Raw genomic sequence first — 21,597 nt, forward strand, 5'->3', positions numbered from 1 at the left:
AATGAAACGGATGACAAAACTCTTACTGATTCATTGGCACTACTTTGTCCATGAAGTTATTGAGTTAGATAAAGTGAATTTTCTGACCGGAAAAAATGCCTCCGGGAAGTCGACGGTTATGGATGCTTTGCAGTTGTTACTTCTTGCCGATACTAGTGGTAGTTTCTTCAACAAGGCTGCCAGTGGCCGTGGTAATCGAAACTTAAGTGGATATTTACGCGGTGAATTAGGTGACGATGAGGATTCTGGTTTTAAATATCTACGTAATGGACGTTTTACAAGCTATATCGCTTTAGAGTTCTTTGATGAGGAAAAGAAAAAATATTTTACCGCAGGGTGTTGCTTTGATACTTATTCGGAAAACGATATGCAAAAACTATTTTTTCGATTTGACGGAGTTATGCCGTCAAATGAGTTTGTCATTAATAGGAAGCCGATGGATATTACAACTTTGAGGGCACATATCAAGGAACACTATTCGATAGGACGTAGTTATACTACCGATGTAAATCGGGATTTTAGGCAGGATTTATATGGGAAACTTGGAGGCTTGCGTGATCGCTTCGGCCAGTTGTTGAGGAAAGCTGTTTCGTTTAATCCCGATGTTGACATACAAAAATTTATCTCAGAATTCGTCTGCGATACGCAACAAACAGTTGATGTCAGCCGTATGCAGGAAAATATTAGAAGCTATAAAAGCCTGGAGCAAGAGGCTGAGGTGCTTAAGGATCGAATCACGTTGCTTGAACACATTGTTACGGATCATCAAACCTTTGAAACCCACAGACAAAATGAAATTCTATATTCCTATCTGATTGACCGCGCGCAAGTAGATATCAAATTGACTACTAGTGCAGGCGAGAAAGAAAAAGTAACCGCTTATTCTGCCCAGCTAACTGTATTGAAGGATACGTTAGCTAAGGAAACTGAGCGACAGAGCAAACTGCAGGGTGACCGTAATATCATGCAAGCCAACCTGCTCAGTAATAAGGAAGCGCAAGTTTTAGCGAATCTTCAATCTCAAATCTCAGAGAAAGAGCAACTAATATCTACGCTTCATGGGGATTTCGGTAGGACTTCTGCATTACTTTCAAAAAGCATTGCTTCATGGAGGATGAACATTAATGGGTTCATTAAGAAAATTCAAGGGACAGATACTAGCTCCCTCGATCCGATATTGACGACTCGTGTTCATGACCTTGTTGACGAAGGACAACAGTTTTATGCCAAGCTTGAAATACTCGGAAATAGTGATGCAGCAGCCATTTTAACAGTTGGGGAGAAAGGGCTCATTCACTATGCAGCCAGAGCGGATGCTATACGTATGCAGTGCAACGGCCTCGTTTCACGATTCTCCGAAGAAATACAGAAGGTTGCAGATAATCGTAAAGGATTACAGACGGAGCAGCAGTCCCTTGAAAAGGGTATCTACCGCTTTCCACAGGATGTACTTGATCTCAAGGAAGCTGTTATAGGGCGTTTGCATACCCAAACTGGTTCATCAGTTAAGGTAGTAGTAGTGGCGGAAGCAGCTGAACTTAGGAATAAACGCTGGCGTAATGTTATTGAAGGATATCTTAATACACAAAAATTCTATCTGATTGTTCCCCCGGAGCACTTTGACACTGCACTTCGTGTTTATGATGAAATTAAGAGACAACGAAACATCTATAACACTGGTATTGTGGATATTGAAAAGCTGCAGAGAATAAATCCCATAGCAGAACCTGGAAGCCTTGCTGAAGAACTTGAAACGGATGATCGCAATGTGCGCTTATTTTTAGATTTTACACTTGGTCGTGTGAAAAAATGTGACCGCGTCAGTGATTTACGCCGGCATCGAACAGCGATTACAGACGATGGAATGTTATACCAGAATTTTGTTGTAAGAGCGATGAATCCAGACAGATGGGCTAAACCTGCCATTGGCCAAGGTGCGATTCAGCAACGCTTGGAAGATGTGAAAAGAGAGATTAAAGAGTTAACTGATAAAATAGCTGTTTGTGCATCTGTAAAGATTGCCTTTCAATCGGGAAATGCTCTAATGATTTTAAGCGAATCGGACGCCAAACAAACTGTTACGGCAGCAGTAAATGTTGGACAGATTCCAGAGATAGAACAAGAAGTCATTTTGCTGAATAAAAGTATGGAGTCTATTGATAAAAGTGCTGTTGAAGCAATGCAGGAACGCATCGAGTCATTGGATCAACAACTGGGGGCTCTTTATAAACAGATTGACGTATATAAGCACGAATCCAGCACCATCGAAGAACGCTTGCGTGTATGCATAGAGGAAACAATTCCAAGACTTTCTAAAGAGTTGGAAACAATGCAGTTAGAACTTTCTAGAAAATACGAAGCAGAATGGCTCCAGAGCACAGGAAATACAAGATATCAACGAGAGCTCTTAAGTAGAGGTAATGCAGTTGATATTGAACGGGCATTTCCGAGAGAACTTAGTCGCTCCGTAAACGCTAAAAACGCTTTGTGGGACGGGTTGCGAACTTTGCGCCGCCAATATAATGATAAGTATAAAATGGGGTATGATATTGACGTCGTGAGTAATGACGCTTACGATAATGCGTGGATTGAGCTCAGCGATATTAAACTTCCGGAATATTTGACTCGTATCGCCGATGCCCGAAATAAAGCTTTTGAGCAGTTTCAGGAGGATTTTTTAAGCCGTCTACAATATAACATTAAGGATGCAAGGCGGCAGATTGATGGACTAAACAGTGCATTAAGCGGAAGTTCCTTTGGGGAGGATACATATCGTTTTCTGATTATTCCAAAACAGGAATATAAACGATATTATGATATGATTGTAGATCCAATGCTGCTGGAAGGCGGGTATAATCTTTTGTCTGATCAGTTTAATGCAAAATACAAGGATGAGATTGCAGAACTGTTTGCAATTATTACGAATGAAGGAACCGGATCGAAAGCGCAGGAACGCGATGATTATGAAAAACGAGTACAAGCTTTTACGGATTATCGTACTTACCTTTCTTTCGATTTAGAGGTCATTAACCGCGAGGGAGAATCACAAAGACTCTCTAAAACACTTGGGAAAAAATCTGGTGGAGAAACTCAGACGCCATTTTATATTGCAGTGTTAGCATCGTTTGCGCAATTGTATCGCATTGGCCGGGACAAGACAGCTAATACATCTCGTATCATTCTGTTTGATGAAGCATTTTCCAAGATGGATGGCGAGCGAATTGTGCGTAGTGTTGAATTGTTACGTGAGTTTAACTTTCAAGTGGTACTTTCAGCACCACCTGATAAAATTGGGGATATTGCCACTCTTGTAGATAGGAATTTATGCGTTTTACGTGTAGGAAAGCAGGCATGCGTGCGTAGTTTCGACCCTAGGAAGTTGGAGGAGCTTGAATATGAGTGAAGGATTTAAGCGCCAATTAGTTTCAGCTTTACTTGATAAATATGAGCGTAGTAGTTTTTTTTACGCGGAAAAACGTCCGACACGTCGAATTATGCTGAAATTATATGATGGAGGACAAACAGAGTTCCCACAGTATGATATAGAGCAATATGAAAAGCGCAGTATGATAAATTTTGCAGTACAGGCCTTGTATGAGGCGCAGCTCTTATCATATCGATGGATGAAGGGTGAAGAAAGTCATATCATAGCAGAGGTATGGCTGAATTTTGAGAATATCTCATCTGCGTACTCCTTGATTGGGCGGCAACCAAAGGGCGATGTGGTGGATGAGGTTTGTTTAGAACTGTTGAATTCAATAGATAAAGTTCGTAGCGGATGGGCAAAACAGTTTCTGAGCGATGCATATGACATCATTTCTAGAAAACGCTCTATTGGAAATAGATTACCAGTAGATAGAAGCGAGCGTAGTGATCTCCTTCGTGCAATATGTTTTATTGATCAAATGGGTGAGTTAGAAATGCTTGAACGTGTATTTTCGCTTCAATGTTTCGGGGATTCAAAGAGATTCGAGAAGGCGATAAGAGCACGGCTGCTTGGCATATTGTACAAATATCTAGATTATCAAGATGATAATACTGATGAGGAAATTCTTAGACAAGTAGGTATTACGAAGTATCCAGAACAATTGGAGTTTTGTGGGCAAGTAACCATGTCATTTGATAGCGGAACCATTGACTTTTCACATTTGATTTTTGGGGGCGTTGTGAACTCGAAAGATTTCCAACGAGGTCAGTTAAGATTATCTCCAACAATAGAACGTGTGATCTCAATAGAAAATAGGGCAAACTATATTGAGTATATCTATAAGCAAAAAAAGGACCATGAATTAGTTGTGTTCCACGGAGGGCAATTTAGCCCTGCTAAGCGGAAATTTTTAATGGCTGTTGCTGCATCCATACCTACGAATAGCCATTGGTATCATTGGGGGGATATCGACTTTGGTGGATTTTCTATGCTGGCAAGACTAAGACGGGAAATTAAGAACGATGTTATTCCGTACCGCATGGAAAAATCGGAATTGATAAGATATTCTTTGTTAACAGCATCACTACAGCCGAAATATATTGAAAAGCTATGTGGCTTGAAGCGGCATAGCGAGCTTGTCGATTGTTTACCCTGCATTGACCATATGATAGAAAATCGTGTCAAACTGGAACAGGAAGCTATGTTGACCGATCTTATTTAATAATTCAATTACCCGGTTTCGGAAGTTAATCTCTACTGGTCTGAATAATCAGCCAGCTTTATAAATAAAGCCGTTGGAATAATCAGAATTGCCACGTTCGTAGCTTCATAAACACGTTTACCACAGCAAGATGAGCGGACATTTGGTGTTTGAGGCATGGTTTAACTTTAATTTCGACTCAATTTCACCAAAAACGAAAAAATACTAGCGCATTTCCCGCTAAATCCTCATCCTACCTCATCCCTTGAGTTACAATCTTTCTGAGGTGACCTTATCATGAGGGATAATATGTCAAACTTGATCGAAGATTTGTTTCACGGAAACCTAAGATTGGACGAGTCGATTCATCCTGATCAAGCTGAGTATCGAGAGATTAATAGTCAAATATCGGACCTCATGCAAGGCTACAAAACAAAGCTTACCAAGAGCGAATACGATGATTTGGAACAACTGGTAGACCTGATCGAACAGTCCACGTCCATGTATGTGGAAGCAGCGTTTGAGCAAGGTTTTCGTACAGGCGGTAAACTCATCATTGAGGTTTTATGCAAACCGTAATTATCTATTCAATCTATCCATCCATAAGTTAGCAGGGTATGCCCAGCAACTCAAAAATCCCCTTCACCAACACCAGCATCCAGCTGGCATGGAGAAGGGATTTTACGTTTATCCGTTTCTTTTATTTCACATGTGCACTCAACACACATGTTTAACTCTAACTCCAAACTACGCTACATCCTACCGCGCTCCAATATTTTTCCCCGCTGGCGTACCTGACCCAATCAGATCACTGCCACCTGCAAGCTTTAGGAAATTACCCAGTACCGGCGTTCCATCTGCGGCGCGGGTTACCGAAGGTACGAGGGAGACAAAGTCGGCTGCGCTGGCGAGCAGGCCTTTGTCGTTGACGCTTTTTTTGTTTTTCCACCAGACGTTGGTGCTGCTGACATCGGTCCCGCTGGTTTTGTCGCTGGCGCCGCCTTGGAAGGACAGGTTGTTGGTGAAGATGTGGGTACCTTTGTCAAAAGCAAAGTTGCTTTGCCCATTGTTCCATGAGGTGTTGTTAGTCATCTGTATCGAACCCGGATTGCTGTTATAGGTAAAGCCATGTTTTTTGTTATTAAACGCAATGTTGTTCTCGACAATATGATTTACGGCAATTTTCTCGCCGCCCAGCTTAAAGCCGTTACCATCACTGTTCGAAGTGGATGTTCCGTCTGCGGTGGCGCCGTTACCGTATGCGATACTGTTGCGGATCGTCACTGCACCGATAGCGCCTGTGTCTGTTTTGCTATAGAGATCCCAGCCATCGTCTACGTTATAAGCGGCAATACAGCCGTCAAAGACGTTCCCCGGACCGACCGTCAGCTTGGCGGCAAAACCGTCCGCATCCTCGCCGTCATCCGGGTCGTAGTTGTTGTGGGAGTAAGAACGAATGACTTCGTTATACGAAGGCCATTCACTCTTGGCAGCCGTTGAAGCATAACGCCCGATCTGAATACCTGTATCCCGGTTATGATGGGCTTCGATCTGCTCCAGACGGTTGTAGCTGCCACCGATGAAGATGCCGTTATCGCCAGCACCTTTGACTTCGAGTCCTTTTACGAACCAGTAATCTCCGAACATTTGCAATCCCCGATTCGTGGAAGCAAAGGTTTGAGCCGAGAAATCGAAAACAGGTTTTTCCGATCCGTAGGCAACCAGATTTTTACGTTGTGAAGAGGTGCCGCTGTTGCCGCGTTCAATGGTAATCGTTTGCGAGAAGCTGTAGGTTCCGCCGCGTAGATAGATCGTTTTGCCAGGGGCGATCTGGGTCAGAGCGTTAGCGAGTGACGTTGGACTATTGATCGTTCCCGGATTGCTGGCAGAACCGTTAGGAGACACATACAAATCGCCCGCAGCCAGCGTAAGATTGGAACTGTTCACCACTGACTCTGATTCTGAGGTATTAGGCAATCCACCTTCCAAAAGTTCTGCGGCACCCACCGAACCACCGCTTAGCAGTAATAGAGGGAACGCAGCACTGAGACAGATGTTAGTCATTTTGGATTTCAGGGAACGCTGGGATCGTGCAGATGCATGAGTAGATGTGGAAGGGAATAATTTCATGATGCAAGCCTCCTTGGTTAATTGGGATAAAATATCGAGCTGGCGGGTAACCGGGTATGGACTGAACAGAGCAGAACAGAACAAGCAGAACAAAGCAGAACAGAACAGAGAGTACCTTCAATGAAATCACAATATGATACGTCACTTGCTTCGTCCTACCTGGCTCACTGCCTAAAAGGTATCCACCCGGACACAGCTTCATGGTAAATGTTGTAAACGCTCTCATCAATAATCATTTGATCAGGTCGCGTTCAAGACTGGCAGGACAGGCATAACTGCTCCGAATCCCATCCCATCCACAGGTAAAATGTAATCCGATCATTGGCTGATCGCCTTTTTTTAACGAACCATCGTCTGAAATGAACGTAAATATGCCTGTTTTTCCCGAGCTGATCACACGAGACTTATCCCGAATCTACCGCTTTGAACTTCATTTTTCTCCAATATCAACAGCTTTCTCCAAACAAAAAGCCCCATAAGCGGCTGCCAACACTGGCACCCAGACTCACGGGGCGATAATTCATCTGACTTTTTATGCAATAATACTCATCTAATTATGGACAATACTCGTCCAGCTCATCTAGCGCCAATTAATACCCATCCGTTTCCCGACTGCGCTTTTCGGTCTCTTCAACGCTCGGATCATGTTTCGGCTGCACTGTTTCACTATCGTCTGTGGATACAGCAGCCAGTCCTTCTGCCACACGTCGCCCGTAATCCGCATCCGCTTGGGTAAAATAAGAAATCATGCGCTCCCGGATATCCGGTTTGCATTGGGCCAATGCGCCGACCATGTTGATGATTAACTCATTCCGCTCCCAATCCTCGAACGCCCGGTACGTATCCCCGGCTTGTCCAAAATCATTCGTACGCTCAATTTTCTCCCGCACCAGATGGCCTTCCACCAGCGGTTCATGCTCCTTGCCGCGCGGCTGAGCTTCCGTTAATCCCCCGAGCGAAGAAGGCTCGTAATTCACATGTGGATTTTGACCTGGTGCCCGGTCCACTTTGTACTGCATTTGCCCGCCGCTTTGATTAGTAGCTACCCGGTTCTTCGGCGCATTCACGGGCAATTGCAGATAGTTTGCACCCACCCGGTGACGCTGGGTATCCGAATAGGAGAAGGTACGTCCCTGCAGCAGCTTGTCATCCGAGAAATCAAGCCCGTCCACCAGCACACCCGTCCCGAATGCAGCTTGTTCCACTTCATTAAAATAATCCTCGGGATTGCGATTCAGCGTCATTTTGCCTACAGGCAGAAACGGAAACTGATCCTGCGGCCACAGCTTGGTCGGGTCCAGCGGGTCAAAGTCCAGCTCCGGATGCTCACCGTCCTCCATCACCTGAACGCATAGCTCCCATTCCGGATAGTCACCCTGTTCAATGGCATGATAGAGATCGAGCGTGGCGTGGTTGAAGTTCTGACCCTGAATTTCACTGGCGTCCTTTTGCAGCAGGTTGCGAATGCCTTGTTTCAACGGTTCCCAGTGGTATTTGATGAGCACCCCTTTGCCGTCCTGGTTCACCCATTTGTATGTATTTACGCCCGACCCCTGCATCTGCCGATAATTCGCCGGAATGCCCCATGGAGAGAAGAGAAAGGTCACCATATGTGTCGCTTCGGGACTGAGGGAGACAAAATCGAAAAAACGCTCCATATCCTGTGCATTGGTCAGCGGGTCGGGTTTGAACGCATGCACCATATCCGGGAATTTCAGCGGGTCACGGATGAAGAAGATTTTCAGATTGTTGCCGACCAGATCCCAGTTGCCGTCTTCGGTATAAAATTTAACGGCAAATCCGCGCGGGTCCCGCAGCGTCTCCGGGGAATGCCCGCCATGAATGACGGTCGAGAAGCGCACGAACACGGGCGTTTGTTTGCCTTTTTCCTGAAAAAGACGTGCTCTGGTGTACTTCGATACGGGTTCATTCCCAGCCGTTCCATACGCTTCAAATACGCCATGAGCGCCAGCCCCGCGGGCATGCACGACCCGTTCCGGGATACGTTCGCGGTCGAAGTGTGTAATTTTTTCGAAAAAGTGATAGTTCTCCAGCGTAGTTGGTCCACGGCTGCCCACGGTTCGTACGTTCTGATTGTCGGTAATCGGATGGCCCTGCCGATCTGTCAGCGTTTCGTTGGATGGGTCTGAGGAATGCCCGGATGGTGAAGAATGTTTATCCATAGAGCGGTATACCACCTTTCCTGAAGTTGGATTCCTGTATATATTTTCCCTGTGCTCAACATCTATACATAGCCCTATCCAAGCTTCTCCGTTAACCAAGTAAAAAAAGCTTGTCTCCTGATCCATCACATGCGATAATTAACTTTTGCCCTGCGGCCTTTTTTGAACGGAAAATGAATGAAAGAGGACCGCATCTAAGAATGGAGGCTGACCCAGGATTGTCTACACAACGTTACCCTTTTGCATATGATCCGGCTGAACCTTTTGTATCCCGTCTGGGAGAGTGGGTTGCCGATGTGTTTTATGATATTTTGCCAGAGTCCGGCTTCGAGGTACGGGACGAACAGATTTTTATGGCGTACCAGCTCGAACGGGCCTATGGAGATAAAAAAACGATTATGGCCGAGGCCGGCGTAGGAACAGGTAAAACACTCGTTTATCTGCTCTACGCGGTTTGTTATGCACGTTATACGGGCAAACCGGCGGTAATCGCCTGTGCCGACGAGTCTTTGATTGAACAGCTGGTGAAGCCGGGCGGTGATATTGCGAAGCTCGCTGAACATCTGGATTTGCAAGTGGATGCACGTCTGGGCAAGTCGCCAGATCAATACGTCTGTCTGAACAAGCTGAGTGCCGTCCGATTCGCCGATGAGGATGCGCCAGTGATTGAAGAGGTATACGAAAGCCTGCCCGAATTCGTGAACACGCCGGGAACACTTCAGGCGTTTCATCCATATGGTGACCGCAAACAGTATCCGCATCTGAATGACCGTCAGTGGAACAAGATTAACTGGGACCCGTTCCAGGATTGTTTTGTGTGTCCGAAAAGACAACGCTGCGGCCTGACGCTGTCGCGTGATCATTACCGTCGTTCCAAAGACATCATCATCTGTTCCCATGATTACTACATGGAGCATGTGTGGACCTATGAAGCGCGCAAACGTGAAGGACAACTGCCTTTATTACCAGATCACAGCTCGGTAGTATTTGATGAAGGCCATCTGCTGGAAGAAGCGGCGCTGAATGCCCTGAGTTACAAGCTGAAACACCGCATTTTCGAGGAACTGGTCACACGTTTGCTCGAAGGCGAGATTCGTGAATCCCTTGCAGAGCGAGTAGATGAGGCGATTGAAAGCAGTGAGCGTTTGTTCCGTCTTCTGGATACGTATACGGTGGCCATTCCCGGATCGGAACGGAAAGAAGTCAGAGTGGAAGCACCGCTGCTGCGCGAGATTGAACGTTTGACGAATGTACTGGATGCAATCGGCGAAGAACTGGTATTCGAGAGTGGATTGTTCTCGCTGGACGGGTATCAGATGCGTGTTGTAGAAGAACATTTAGACATGATTCAGACGGCCTTGGCCCTGTTCCGCAAGGAGGATGGTTACATCTGCTGGGCGGAAGAGAGCGAGGACGAGACTACATTGTCGATCATGCCGCGTACGGTAAAAGAAATCCTGAATGAGCGTGTGTTCAATACCGGCATTCCGATTGTCTTTTCATCGGCTACGCTGTCTGTGGACAACTCATTCCGCTACGTGGCGGATAGTCTGGGGATTGACGATTTTGTATCGTTCTCGGTCGCTTCTCCGTATGATTACGCAGATAAAATGCAGATGAAAATTGCCGAACAAGCTGTTCCAGGTCATGCAGCGAACGAGAACCGTCTGCGTGATGCAGCGGCTTTGCTCCAGGAGAGCGGCGGTCGGGCACTGATTCTGTTCCGTACGATGGAGGAACTGCGTGCGTTCAAGCAGGATATCGTGCATGTGCCGGAGGCGCAGGGATTGCGCTTTATGTATGAAGGGGATCGGGAGATCAGTGATCTGATCGCGGCGTTCCAGCAGGATGAGGAGAGTGTGCTCTGCTCCGTCAATCTGTGGGAAGGACTTGACGTGCCGGGGCCTTCGCTGTCCAACGTGATGATCTGGTCACTTCCGTACCCACCGCAGGACCCGGTATTCAATGCCAAACGGAATGCGTCGGCTTCGCCATATGAAGAGATCGATTTGCCGTATATGCTGTTGCGGGTGAAGCAGGGTCTTGGACGTTTGATTCGGACAAGCAGTGACTCCGGTTCGGCCGCGATTCTGGATGAGTCAATCTATACCCAGAAGGAAGCCAAAGACCGCATTGCGGCGCTGCTTCCCGAAGGTGTGGAATGGACAACCTTGGCACATTAATCGATGTAGATCACATATAGATTTCATATGAAAATAAAAATAAGCTCCTGTTCACTTGGATACATGATCCGAGGTGAGCAGGGGCTTATTTGTTTTGATTATCTATTCGGTTAGGTTATTCATTTGGTTCTCGATTTTGTTATGCGATATGAACGTAGAGCTTGTTGTGTAGAGATTGTCGTGTTATGGACCGCTGCCTTTGGCTTTGTTAAAAAATACCCATGCTCAGATACCGTTCCCCGGTATCCGGCGCAATGCAGAGCACCCGGTGCCCCGGCCCCAGTTCCTTCGCAATGCGAAGGGCGGCCCACACCGAAGCGCCAGAGGAAGGGCCCAGCAGCAGCCCTTCCCGGGCAGCAAGCTGCCGCATCGTATCCAGTGCGTCCTCATCGGACACCTGGATGATGGCGTCCCATACGTCGGTATTCAAGATGTCCGGGATGAAGCCCGGACTTGTACCGACGAGCTTGTGCGGTCCGGGCTCGCCGCCGGACAGCACCGGGGAACCCTGCGGCTCCACCGCATAGATGCGGAGGGCGGGAAGCTGCTTGCGCAGCTCTTCGCCCGTTCCCGTGATCGTGCCGCCGGTTCCGGCTGTAGCGATGAAGGCGTCCAGCCTGCCATCCATCTGCTCCAAAATCTCGGGCGCTGTCGTGATCCGGTGAATATCCGGATTCGCCTGATTCTCAAACTGCTGCGGAATGAAGCTGCCCGGCAGATCAGCGTGGAGTTCCTTCGCCTTGCGAATCGCTCCAGGCATCCGCTCCGCAGCGGGCGTAAGTACAACCTCTGCGCCATAAGCCTTCAAAATGTTGATGCGTTCCTTGGACATGTTATCCGGCATGATCAGGATCGCTTTGTATCCTTTGGCCGCGGCATTCATCGCGAGGCCAATCCCGGTGTTGCCGCTGGTCGGTTCGATAATGGTTGCCCCAGGCTCGAGCAATCCGTCTCGTTCAGCCTGAGCGATCAGGTTGTAGGCGGCACGGTCCTTGACGCTGCCGCTTGGGTTGAAATACTCCAGCTTGACGAACACGTCAGCGGAGTCAATGGCTGTGAGCCTGCTGAGCCGAACCGCAGGGGTCTGGCCGATGAGTTCGGTCACATTCGCGGCGACGAGCGGATGTTGGTGTGTATTTTTTTGTGAATGGGAATTTGAATGTATATTCATTGAGTACAGCTCCTTGGTTGAACAGACGTTGAACGCATATCCGATTCCCGGATTGGAATGGTTGGATATGTCTGTCTCCATCTTAATGAACAAAGCCGATTATGGTCAAGCTGTGCAAAAATCACACCTCGAAATCCAATCGTACTCAGGTTTGCGCCAGATCCATCCGCAGATGGCGGCTCAGCTCTTTTTTGACCTCATTACGCGCAAAAGTCCAGAGCATATAGAACCGCTGCTTGTATCCCCTGCACAAATAAACGGTTTCAATGCCATCCTTTCCCCGTGTTTCCTCCAGAACTTTAACTCCGCGGGTTCTCATCTGTTTGCGCAGTCCCAGCATCTCTTTAAGTATGTCATTCTGGATGCGGGTGAGCGACAGGATGTAGACCTCGGGCATTTTCAGAAGCAGTGTATCCAGAGTACGAATATCCCGTTCCAATACATCCAGCAAAAGCGTGCGTACAACCAGGCCTTTAATCAGACGATGATCTTCATCCGTAGGCGATGGGGCGGAAGTAGAGGATGTCATACGTTCACTTCCTTAACCTATAATTGGAATTAAATGTTTACAGAACATGTGTTCCTATATTATAATCAATATATGCAAAAGAGATACATTGTACAACAGATAAATAATGGAAGGCGGCTTTAAAGGTTATTATGGCGGTCATCTTTCGTATCCTACTTCATAAGCATTTAGCAAAAACGGACAAGCCGGCTCCAAAATTAGGTATAATTTATGGGTTTTGCAGGAAACCTAAGGTCAGAATCAAGATAGCAGTGGTGATCCGACTTAGATCAAAAGGGGAGTTCTTCGGAAATCTGTGTATATGAATTTGGTATATTGAATTACAGCTGTTCTTAACCATCCGCAGTCTGCAGGTTTAGAATGAAATGAGGTATTTGAGTGCAGGTGCTGCAGCGGAACTGTGGCTGACGGGGTGGCTTATTCAAAAAGCATACAAAAAAAGCCCGGCCATAGGCGGCAGGGCCTGGTAACAAACTGCCGTTACAGCGGCAGCAGAATTGAAGGTTTGTGTGCTGAAAAATTTCATGCTGGAGTTCAGTAATAATCAAGTACAACAATCTCACTAAGTCATCATAACTCAATACAAATTGTGTCAGAGATTAAGCCAGATATTGAGGTTTCTCATAGTACGCCTCTTTTTCCAAAATGACCTTGTATGGCCGCTCCTTGCCTTTCAGTGAAGGGCCGATCGTAATGAGCGGTACAGCCGGTTTGTGGAAACGATCCTCTTCCTTGGGTTCCGGAACCGGTCGTGATGAATCAGGCGCAGAACTAAGGCGAACTTTCTTCTCGCTGCCCCAGCGCTTGCTTATTTTTTTCATTTCCGGTCTCATTCCGGTTCGCCTCCTAACAGATCGTTGATGGCGTTAAACAATTGACGGTTTTGCAAGTCAATGTTCTGAAATACCGCCTCATCCGCTTCAACATGACCAATAATGTGAACGGTAATTACGTACCTCTTGGCTACAGGATAGCATAGCAGATACTCTTTCTCAAGGTAATCGTCGTACAGATTTACTTTGATTTTGTTTTCTTGATACGAATCGACAACGAGAATACGCTTCGGATCATCGGGCGGTTTGTCATCATTCGCGGACAATTCGTATTTTCTGCCCGGTTCTCCCACATTACCACATAACTGCTCAATATAACCTTTACCATCTGTACGATAGATTGCAGTGCCGCGAACAGTAAACGGCGGGTGGGAGACAAAGGCACTTCGCAGTGCATCGCTCATGCGTTCGAGCATCTGGGGGTCTGCTTTGCGTGTACGCAGCAATTCACGGAAGAAACGAAGCAGTTTAAACAGCTGCAGGCGTGCTTGGTCTTCAGACCGTTTATGCATCTCAATGATACGCTCGGCTTCGGGATCACTCCATCGTCCTTGTTCTTCAATACTATCTGCGATTTTGGAACAGGCTACGGATACGGCTGGAGCCCACTTTCCGTCAGAACGAATCTCATATACCAGCGGATTTAAGCCCAGCAGATCGGTAGGCATCCGCAGTCCTTCGACTTTGGCAGCATCCTTGATGTCCGTAATATCCTCAGGAAGAATGAAAAAAATACGCTTTCGTCCCAGACGGCCCATGAATAGGCCCATTTCAAGCATTGTATTATCCCGAACCGATGCGTAGTACTTTCCGCGAATTTTGGATATGTCATCCGGATGGAAGATAAAAATGGCAAAGTCCGTTGTGCGTACCTCGGCTTCCAGATCGTCCATGGTATAACTGCTTGGATTAAATACCCCCGAATACCACGGGGTGACTTCGGCAGAAAAACGCAAGTTTTCGTGTACAGCGGCTGCAATCGGCTTCGCTTCCAGCGAGCAGCCAATAAAGACTCTCGGCTTTAACGTTTTCATCAATCCGCCTCGCTTAAACGGTAATGGGATTCAATTGTTATATTATACCATAAACAGCAGAGTAAGTCTGGAAACGTTCGAATCGATTTGCAGTTACCGTCTGCTATAGTGTATGTGCAGAAGGAAGAGGATTCCTTTACTAAAGGCCAGAAAATAAAAAAAGGCCCGTAATTGTCACAGTTGGGTGACCGCACTGTTATATTTACATGCTTCGGTCATAGAATAAAGGAGCAGGCAGCACCATTCGCAAGCTTTGCTTATCCTGGTGTGCCTGTATGACGACTGGAGCAGTCCAGAGCATGCTTTATGCGTGTTTTTGCTGGATTGCTTGTTTAGACCCGGTCACATCGGTGTTATATAATAGAAGTACAAGCAAGTTAGCTTTGGTGTTTAAATTGAATTACATTTAAATGCTGTAAGTTGGATCTCCATTTTACACGTTAACGAAGAGTGCAGAACCCATCTGTAGAAGCGAAGCGCTCGCGTTTATCACAGGATTTTTCTTTTGAAAAAAGGAATCAAAAAAATCCGGGGATAACAGCGATCGAAAGAGGGTACTGCAATCGAAGCGGTAAGTGTAAAGTGACCTGTTCAATCTTCTGCATCATTTATTTTTCAATTTAACCAAGCACAGCTAACCACAACACACAGAAAGGATCAGGATACCATGAGTCCCCGAAGGACAATCTCCCCAAGGACAATCTGGAAACGTTACGATCTCTCATACACATAGCGCCCCTTGTAGAGTAAACCAACCGTATTTCAAAAAACGGCTGACTCTGCGAAAGAGGGGATTGGAATGAATATTCGAAGGACGTACACGATGATTTCTTCCAGGCTTACCTTTAGCAGGGTACGGTCGGTCTAACAAACCAATCTACAAACTGCGAGGGAACCTGTATGAAGAGAACATCGTTAATCGTACAACACGTAAAGACAGAAGCAATCAAGTTTGCAATTATGCTGCTTGGTACATTTATTTTGGCATTTGCTTATTATCACATTAACTTTCAGAATCATTTATCGGAGGGCGGATTTGTTGGTCTGGCCCTGCTCGGAAAATATGCAACGGGTTTATCGCCAGCGATCGGCATGCTGCTGCTCGACATTCCTGTCATGATCCTGGCCTGGTTCCTTAAAGGCTGGAAATTCATGATTCAGGCACTGCTGGGTGTAGGTGCATTTTCACTGTTCTATGACGGCTTTGAACGATACTCGACACTAGTGATGAATTTCAACGGAAACCTGTGGATTCCTGCAGTACTGTCTGGTGTATTGACCGGAATCGGTGCGGGAATTGTGCTTCGTTTTGGTGGAGCCACAGGCGGAGACGATATTCTCGCTGTACTCGTCAGCCGCTGGAAAGGATGGAAGCTGGGGACCGTTTTCTTTGTTAGTGATGCATTCGTATTAGGATTGTCACTTTTCTTTCTTCCGGTAAAAGAAACTTTATATACAATTTTGGCTGTATGGATTGCCAGCAAAATGATTACGTATGTGGTCAGCATTCCGGCACGCGGCACGGTTGTTACGACTTCGGCTGTGAAACTGCCGATCCCGACGGCTGCTGCTAAAGCGGTCAATGCTGCTGCAGCACGGACTTCCGTGGCACAAGGCGTAACACATTGAGCATGCAGTTCAGAACGACCCATGGCTTATATGGCATTAAAAGTATTCGGGCTTTATTCAGCTTTTTGAAGTTTGAAGCAAGCTTTGATTTGGAGAGGAAATCCCTTTTGTCTGCAGACTGCGCAGCAAGAGGGATTTTTTTTGGTTATACATCCTGAAAGCGAATGAAGAAGAGAACAGTCTTATTTATGAATGAGTGGAAATTAAGACTTAAGAGAACGAGCAATTTGTCCATCCTGATTATGAATAATGGCTCGAATATGCTGCTTGCTGCTCCATTCTTGGGCCGCATCCACAGCTTCTGCTTTGGTGTCATAGGTGGAATGATAGTCCGACGTACCTTCTTGTTTAATGGCCCAACCCGAATCCGTAGGCACGACATGGATGTTATGATGACTTTTGGAAGAAGAGACCGGTTCGGAGTGGCGGCGCTCCTTGGAGGAAGATTCCGAACGGGCTGACTCTTTATCGTTTTCACTGGAAGCTGAATGAGAAGATGCATTTGAGCTTGCCGCCGCTTGTCCATCGGGATGATTTTCATCCCATTCCTCGGCTTTGGCCGTTGCAATGGCAATCGCGCGTCCTTCTTCATACCCTTCATCCAACAAAGCGTTGGCAATTTCGATGGCTTTGTGCCGGACGCGCGGCTTCAGGTTTTTCATGGATACCGGGTAATCCTGTTTATTCCATGGCATAGGTTTTCCCTCCTGTATAGTATAGGTTAGTAGTATATTACCCTGAGGGGAGAGGGATAAACGAAACCATTCTCATGAGCTGACGAATGATATTTAACAAAGGGGCAGCCATTAGCCCAACCATAATTCGCAAACAGCCGAAGTCATGCTTCTGAATGTGGCATTGGACTGCTTTTCTATACTTTCGAGCATGTAAGACGTATAATACGTTAATACAGAATTGGATAAAATCAATCATTAGAACTAATATAAAGAAGAACATACATATGTTTAGTTTGAGTCTTGCTCTTCCTATGCTGTTTACCATGCTGATTCACGCGGCGGACAGCTTATCGTATGCGCTCCGCCTTGGCGGCCTGCGTACGCGTAGAATTGCCCTGGCCATATCACTGGCAGGCATTCTGCTGCTCGTTTCCCGCACTTCCAATATGGCACAGGGCCCGATGATCGGGAGTTTGGTAGATGCGGCGACCCGAGGAAACAACCCGCACTTTGCAGCACAGCTCCATTGGTTAATGGGGGCGGCAGCTGTAGGAACAGCAATAGCTATACTTTGTTTTCCGACGATGGTCAAGCTCTCGTCCAGATTGGTTGTGCATTTTGAAGCCGCCGGTTCCATTCCCGGGATGGTTCGGCAGCTGCTGAATCGGAGCAAGATCCGCAATGCAGCGTATTACATTACCCCGCCATCCTGGAAAATGGCCAAACGTTTGGTACAGCACGGTATGCCAAGACGGCTAATGCTTCTCAATGCAGCAGTGACGGCAATTTATACCACAGGTGTGTTATCCAGTTTATACGCAGCGTATTTGTATCCGGGACAAGCTGTTGCTGCCTCTCAATCGACCGGAATGATTAATGGGATGGCAACGATTTTACTTACGATTCTGGTCGACCCGCGCATATCGCTGCTCAGTGATCGATCCTTACGCGGCGAGATTCGGTTGGACCGCATGAACCAGATTTATGGCTGCATGCTCGTATCTCGACTTTTTGGCACCCTTGTGGCCCAGCTGCTGCTCATTCCTCTCGCATATTGGATTGGCTGGATTGTAAATGTGATGTAACCATTCTAATCTCTTGAGTGCATGCATGCTCCGCTTAGGCAGACAAACACACTTCGGCATCCTTTACTCGTTCCGGCACGGGGGAGGGATGCCTGTTTTGTATGAATTGACAGGAAATATAGGCCGTGCTAATATTAGACCGAATAGTCGGTTTTTTAAAAAAGGGGGGAAAGGTTATCGAAGTCAAACGGAGAAAAGACACTGCCCAGATTAAGAAAGATATCGCGCGGAATACGAAGGAACTTTTTGCCCAGAAGGGGTACGGGGCTACTTCGATGGAAGACATATGTACCATTAACAATCGGAGCAAAGGCAGCATCTATTATCATTTCAAAAGCAAAGAAGAACTGTTTATGTATCTGATCAAGCTTAATAACGAGGATTGGATGAATGAATGGCTGGAGAAAGAGTCTCGCTACAAGACAGCTGTAGAGAAGCTGTACGGGCTGGCCGACCACTATGTAGATGACATGGCGAATCCGCTGAATCACGCCATTAACGAATTTGTATCTGGTCAGGTTGTCAGCAAGGAGATGATGGACGATATGCTTTCGCTGATCCGAATCCCCTATGCAACATATGAGTGCATTATCTCCGAGGGTATCCGGGACGGGGAATTGAAAGACGAAAGTCCGCAGGACCTGATGCATATTATTTACGGTCTTTTTAACGGACTTAGTACGCTGTATTTTGAGAAAGATCTGGATGAAATCCGACGGCTGTACCATATCGGAATCAGCAGTGTGCTGACGGGTATAAAGCAGCGTTAACCAAGAAAAAGCTGATGAAATATCAGTTTTTCTTTTTGAACATTAGTGGACCGGACAGTCGGTTTAAAAAAGGAGATGGAATATGAATACATTAATCAGAAACAGGGCTTTTCTTATCATCACCGGGTCCGACCTGCTGCAAAACCTCGCGATATGGATACGAAATATGGCCATCCTCTATTATATTATGGAGCAGACACAGGGGAATCCGGTTGCAATCTCCTTTATTACCGTACTCGAGTACGCTCCAATCTTTGTATTTTCCGTCATTGGCGGTGCGCTCGCAGATCGCTGGAATCCCAAACGGACGATGATTACGGGGGATATCCTTAGCGCTTTGTCGATTGTAATCATAATAGGTATTCTAAGTTCGGGCTATTGGCAGGTGCTCTACGCTGCAGCGCTGATTTCCTCCATTGTCAGTCAGTTCTCTCAGCCCTCGTCTGTCAAAATTGTCAGGCGTAACGTTAAAAGGGAACATGTGCAGACGGCGATCGCCGTAACGCAAAGTGCGAGCTCCCTTTTTCTTATTTTAGGGCCAGTCGTGGGTACCTTTATTTATACGACCATGGGTATTCAAACATCCATGATTGTACTTCTCATATTATTTATGGTGTCCGCAGTGCTTCTGACGTTCCTGCCCAAGGATGAAGTCAAGCGGGAGACGAGCGATTCTTTACTAGCTGATATCAAAGAGGGATGGCATTATGTCCAGCAGTCACGTTCTCTTAAAATGCTGAGTCTGGTGTTTGCCTGTGTTGGGCTTTCCGCCGGGCTCATCAATCCATTGACCATATTTCTGGTTACCGAACGGTTAGGACTGGAACAGACCGCGCTGCAGTTTCTGTCGGGGGCTTCCGGGCTCGGTCTGCTTATCGGCGGTGGAATCGCTGCAGCTCTCAGCAGCAAGTTGAATCAAACGAAGACATTAATCATCGGCCTGCTCTGCCTTGCAGTAACTATGCTGGGTGAAGTTTTGTCCAGCTGGCTCTGGCTGACGATGGGTCTGACCTTCCTCAGTTCAATAAGTCTCGCTTTTATTAACGTCATCATCTCTTCTTATATGGTCAGCCGGATTGATGAGCATCTGATCGGCAGGGTAAATGGAACAATTACCCCTCTGTTTATGGGAACTATGCTGCTTGGTTCCTCGCTCGCAGGTGTGATTATGAACCATACTTCACTGCTTATCGTATATGTGATCTCGGTGATTATCATGCTCATAAGTATGATTCCGGGGCTGAAAGTTCAGTTTAACGAAGCAGAGATTACAGCAGAAGAGATTAAACATGCAAATACAGAGGAGATAACGCGCCCGACAGAGACCACGATGTAGTTTGAATTTTGCGAAGAGGTGAGAAGGAACAGCGGTGAAGGGAACGACTGCGGCGTCATGGTGATAATCATAAAGTGCCTAAGCTAAGTGAATCTCAAATGAAGCAGACTTATGGAAATTGCGGCAGAGATACAAGAGGAAGGTTACAGTCATGGGTATGAACAGCTAGGTTTGGAAAATCGGCGGGACAAATCGATTAAAAGCATAACGACGATACAGTATGAAAATGCAGCACGCAAGTTTAACCCGGTCCAAAAACGTCAAAAGAGCAAGCGGGATCAACCCGATGCTCTTTTGCCATTTATCCTTGGGACGCTTTTTCTACAGCCGTTCACATCTGCAGGTTATTCGAACAGAACGCGATATTCGCCATAGCCTTCTTTTTCTAGATCCTCTTTCGGTACAAAACGAAGAGCAGCAGAATTGATGCAGTAACGCAAACCACCTGCTTCTGTAGGACCATCCGTAAATACATGTCCGAGGTGGGAATCGCCTTCACGGCTGCGGACTTCGGTACGAATCATAAAGTGGCTGAGATCCGTTTTTTCCTTCACATTGTAGTCCCGAAGCGGACGTGTGAAGCTTGGCCAGCCGCAGCCGGAATCGTATTTGTCGGTAGAACTGAACAGGGGTTCACCGGATACGATATCCACATAGATGCCGTCCCCGTGATGATCCCAGAATTCGTTATGAAATGCGGGTTCCGTAGCGCTGTTCTGAGTCACCTCATATTGAAGCGGGGTCAGGCGATCTTTCAGCCCGCTTTTGTCTACCTTACCCGACCAGCTGCGTTCAATGAAGTCCTGGCGGCCTGAGCCCTTGCTGTAACGTTTGTAGTGAGCCGGGTTTTTACGGTGATAATTCTGGTGATGCTCCTCAGCCTCATAGAACGTTTTTGCGGGCAGGACCGGTGTGAAGATGGGCTTGTCAAAACGTCCGCTGTTCTCCAGCGCGGCTTTGGAAGCTTCGGCAATTTTGCGCTGTTCCTCACTGTGATAAAAGATAGCCGTCTGATAAGATGATCCGCGGTCATGGAACTGACCGCCTGCATCTGTCGGATCAATCTGCTGCCAGAAGAGTTCGACCAGTTTCTCGTACTGGAATATGGAGGGATCAAACGTAATCTGAACGGCCTCAACATGCCCCGTCGTTTCCGAGCAGACCTCCTCATAGGTTGGGTTTTCGGTATGTCCGCCTGTATAGCCCGAAACGATTTTATGAATACCGGGCAGTTCCTCAAAAGGGGATACCATACACCAGAAGCATCCGCCTGCAAATGTTGCTTTCTCTAATGACTGTTGTTCCATTCTTAATTCACTCCATTTCTGATGAAGATCCAGCATTCCGTACCGGAGCATGAAGCCAATCGGCTCTGTTTTGATCTCTCGCTCCAGCAATCTGCTGTTTAA

At 46.7% G+C, this 21,597-nt stretch carries 16 protein-coding genes; 8 read left to right on the forward strand and 8 right to left on the reverse strand.

The features are described from left to right. Position 1: 1 nt before the first annotated feature. The 3 genes from ABXS70_RS07185 to ABXS70_RS07195 all read left to right on the forward strand — a co-directional run bounded on the left by ABXS70_RS07185 (position 2) and on the right by ABXS70_RS07195 (position 5,207). Entirely contained in the window at positions 2 to 3,403 is a 3,402-nt protein-coding gene (locus tag ABXS70_RS07185) for an SbcC/MukB-like Walker B domain-containing protein (RefSeq protein ID WP_342551845.1), read from the forward strand. Further along, on the forward strand, positions 3,396 to 4,649 hold the full coding sequence (locus ABXS70_RS07190) for a Wadjet anti-phage system protein JetD domain-containing protein (RefSeq protein WP_342551844.1): 1,254 nt from the start codon (positions 3,396 to 3,398) through the stop codon (positions 4,647 to 4,649). The genes ABXS70_RS07185 and ABXS70_RS07190 overlap by 8 nt, the downstream gene beginning before the upstream one ends. A 276-nt stretch (positions 4,650 to 4,925) precedes the next feature. After that, positions 4,926 to 5,207, forward strand: a complete 282-nt coding sequence (locus tag ABXS70_RS07195; RefSeq protein ID WP_342551843.1) for a DUF6809 family protein — start codon at positions 4,926 to 4,928, stop codon at positions 5,205 to 5,207. A 180-nt stretch (positions 5,208 to 5,387) separates the two neighbouring features. Here ABXS70_RS07195 and ABXS70_RS07200 read toward each other — a convergent pair whose 3' ends face one another. Further along, positions 5,388 to 6,758, reverse strand: a complete 1,371-nt coding sequence (locus ABXS70_RS07200; RefSeq protein WP_342551842.1) for a right-handed parallel beta-helix repeat-containing protein — start codon at positions 6,756 to 6,758, stop codon at positions 5,388 to 5,390. A gap of 590 nt (positions 6,759 to 7,348) precedes the next feature. Next, positions 7,349 to 8,941, reverse strand: coding sequence for a catalase (locus ABXS70_RS07205; protein ID WP_342551841.1), 1,593 nt, complete (start codon positions 8,939 to 8,941; stop codon positions 7,349 to 7,351). A 200-nt stretch (positions 8,942 to 9,141) separates the two neighbouring features. On the opposite strand from ABXS70_RS07205, the gene ABXS70_RS07210 reads away from it, so the two are divergent. Next, positions 9,142 to 11,124, forward strand: coding sequence for an ATP-dependent DNA helicase (locus ABXS70_RS07210; protein WP_366294993.1), 1,983 nt, complete (start codon positions 9,142 to 9,144; stop codon positions 11,122 to 11,124). Between the two features lie 208 nt (positions 11,125 to 11,332). Here the strand turns inward: ABXS70_RS07210 and cysK are convergent, their stop codons facing one another. The 4 genes from cysK to ABXS70_RS07230 all read right to left on the reverse strand — a co-directional run bounded on the left by cysK (position 11,333) and on the right by ABXS70_RS07230 (position 14,691). After that, positions 11,333 to 12,376, reverse strand: coding sequence for a cysteine synthase A (gene cysK, locus ABXS70_RS07215; RefSeq protein ID WP_366294996.1), 1,044 nt, complete (start codon positions 12,374 to 12,376; stop codon positions 11,333 to 11,335). A 64-nt stretch (positions 12,377 to 12,440) separates the two neighbouring features. Then, on the reverse strand, positions 12,441 to 12,824 hold the full coding sequence (locus ABXS70_RS07220; protein ID WP_366294999.1) for a hypothetical protein: 384 nt from the start codon (positions 12,822 to 12,824) through the stop codon (positions 12,441 to 12,443). Positions 12,825 to 13,423: 599 nt separating this feature from the next. After that, positions 13,424 to 13,657 carry a hypothetical protein gene (locus ABXS70_RS07225; protein ID WP_342551837.1) on the reverse strand — a complete coding sequence of 78 codons (234 nt, stop codon included), beginning with the start codon at positions 13,655 to 13,657 and terminating at the stop codon, positions 13,424 to 13,426. Continuing rightward, positions 13,654 to 14,691: a nucleotide-binding protein gene (locus ABXS70_RS07230; RefSeq protein WP_342551836.1), complete on the reverse strand. Its 1,038-nt coding sequence runs from the start codon at positions 14,689 to 14,691 to the stop codon at positions 13,654 to 13,656. Before ABXS70_RS07230 ends, ABXS70_RS07225 begins: the two co-directional genes overlap by 4 nt. A gap of 900 nt (positions 14,692 to 15,591) precedes the next feature. On the opposite strand from ABXS70_RS07230, the gene ABXS70_RS07235 reads away from it, so the two are divergent. Further along, a complete protein-coding gene (locus tag ABXS70_RS07235) occupies positions 15,592 to 16,320 on the forward strand; it encodes a YitT family protein (RefSeq protein ID WP_342551835.1) in 729 nt (242 codons plus the stop codon). Between the two features lie 203 nt (positions 16,321 to 16,523). Here ABXS70_RS07235 and ABXS70_RS07240 read toward each other — a convergent pair whose 3' ends face one another. After that, complete coding sequence (locus tag ABXS70_RS07240; protein ID WP_366295003.1) at positions 16,524 to 17,015, reverse strand: DUF2188 domain-containing protein; 492 nt, start codon at positions 17,013 to 17,015, stop codon at positions 16,524 to 16,526. Positions 17,016 to 17,281: 266 nt separating this feature from the next. On the opposite strand from ABXS70_RS07240, the gene ABXS70_RS07245 reads away from it, so the two are divergent. The 3 genes from ABXS70_RS07245 (at position 17,282) to ABXS70_RS07255 (ending at position 20,188) form a co-directional block, all read left to right on the forward strand. Beyond that, entirely contained in the window at positions 17,282 to 18,082 is an 801-nt protein-coding gene (locus ABXS70_RS07245) for a lipid II flippase Amj family protein (RefSeq protein WP_366295006.1), read from the forward strand. Positions 18,083 to 18,258: 176 nt separating this feature from the next. Next, positions 18,259 to 18,852 carry a TetR family transcriptional regulator C-terminal domain-containing protein gene (locus ABXS70_RS07250; protein ID WP_342556387.1) on the forward strand — a complete coding sequence of 198 codons (594 nt, stop codon included), beginning with the start codon at positions 18,259 to 18,261 and terminating at the stop codon, positions 18,850 to 18,852. Between the two features lie 82 nt (positions 18,853 to 18,934). Further along, entirely contained in the window at positions 18,935 to 20,188 is a 1,254-nt protein-coding gene (locus ABXS70_RS07255) for an MFS transporter (RefSeq protein ID WP_342551833.1), read from the forward strand. 344 nt (positions 20,189 to 20,532) lie between these two features. Here the strand turns inward: ABXS70_RS07255 and msrA are convergent, their stop codons facing one another. Beyond that, positions 20,533 to 21,495, reverse strand: coding sequence for a peptide-methionine (S)-S-oxide reductase MsrA (gene msrA, locus ABXS70_RS07260; RefSeq protein ID WP_366295009.1), 963 nt, complete (start codon positions 21,493 to 21,495; stop codon positions 20,533 to 20,535). Positions 21,496 to 21,597: the final 102 nt, after the last annotated feature.

It is taken from the genome of Paenibacillus sp. AN1007, assembly GCF_040702995.1.
GTDB lineage: Bacteria > Bacillota > Bacilli > Paenibacillales > Paenibacillaceae > Paenibacillus.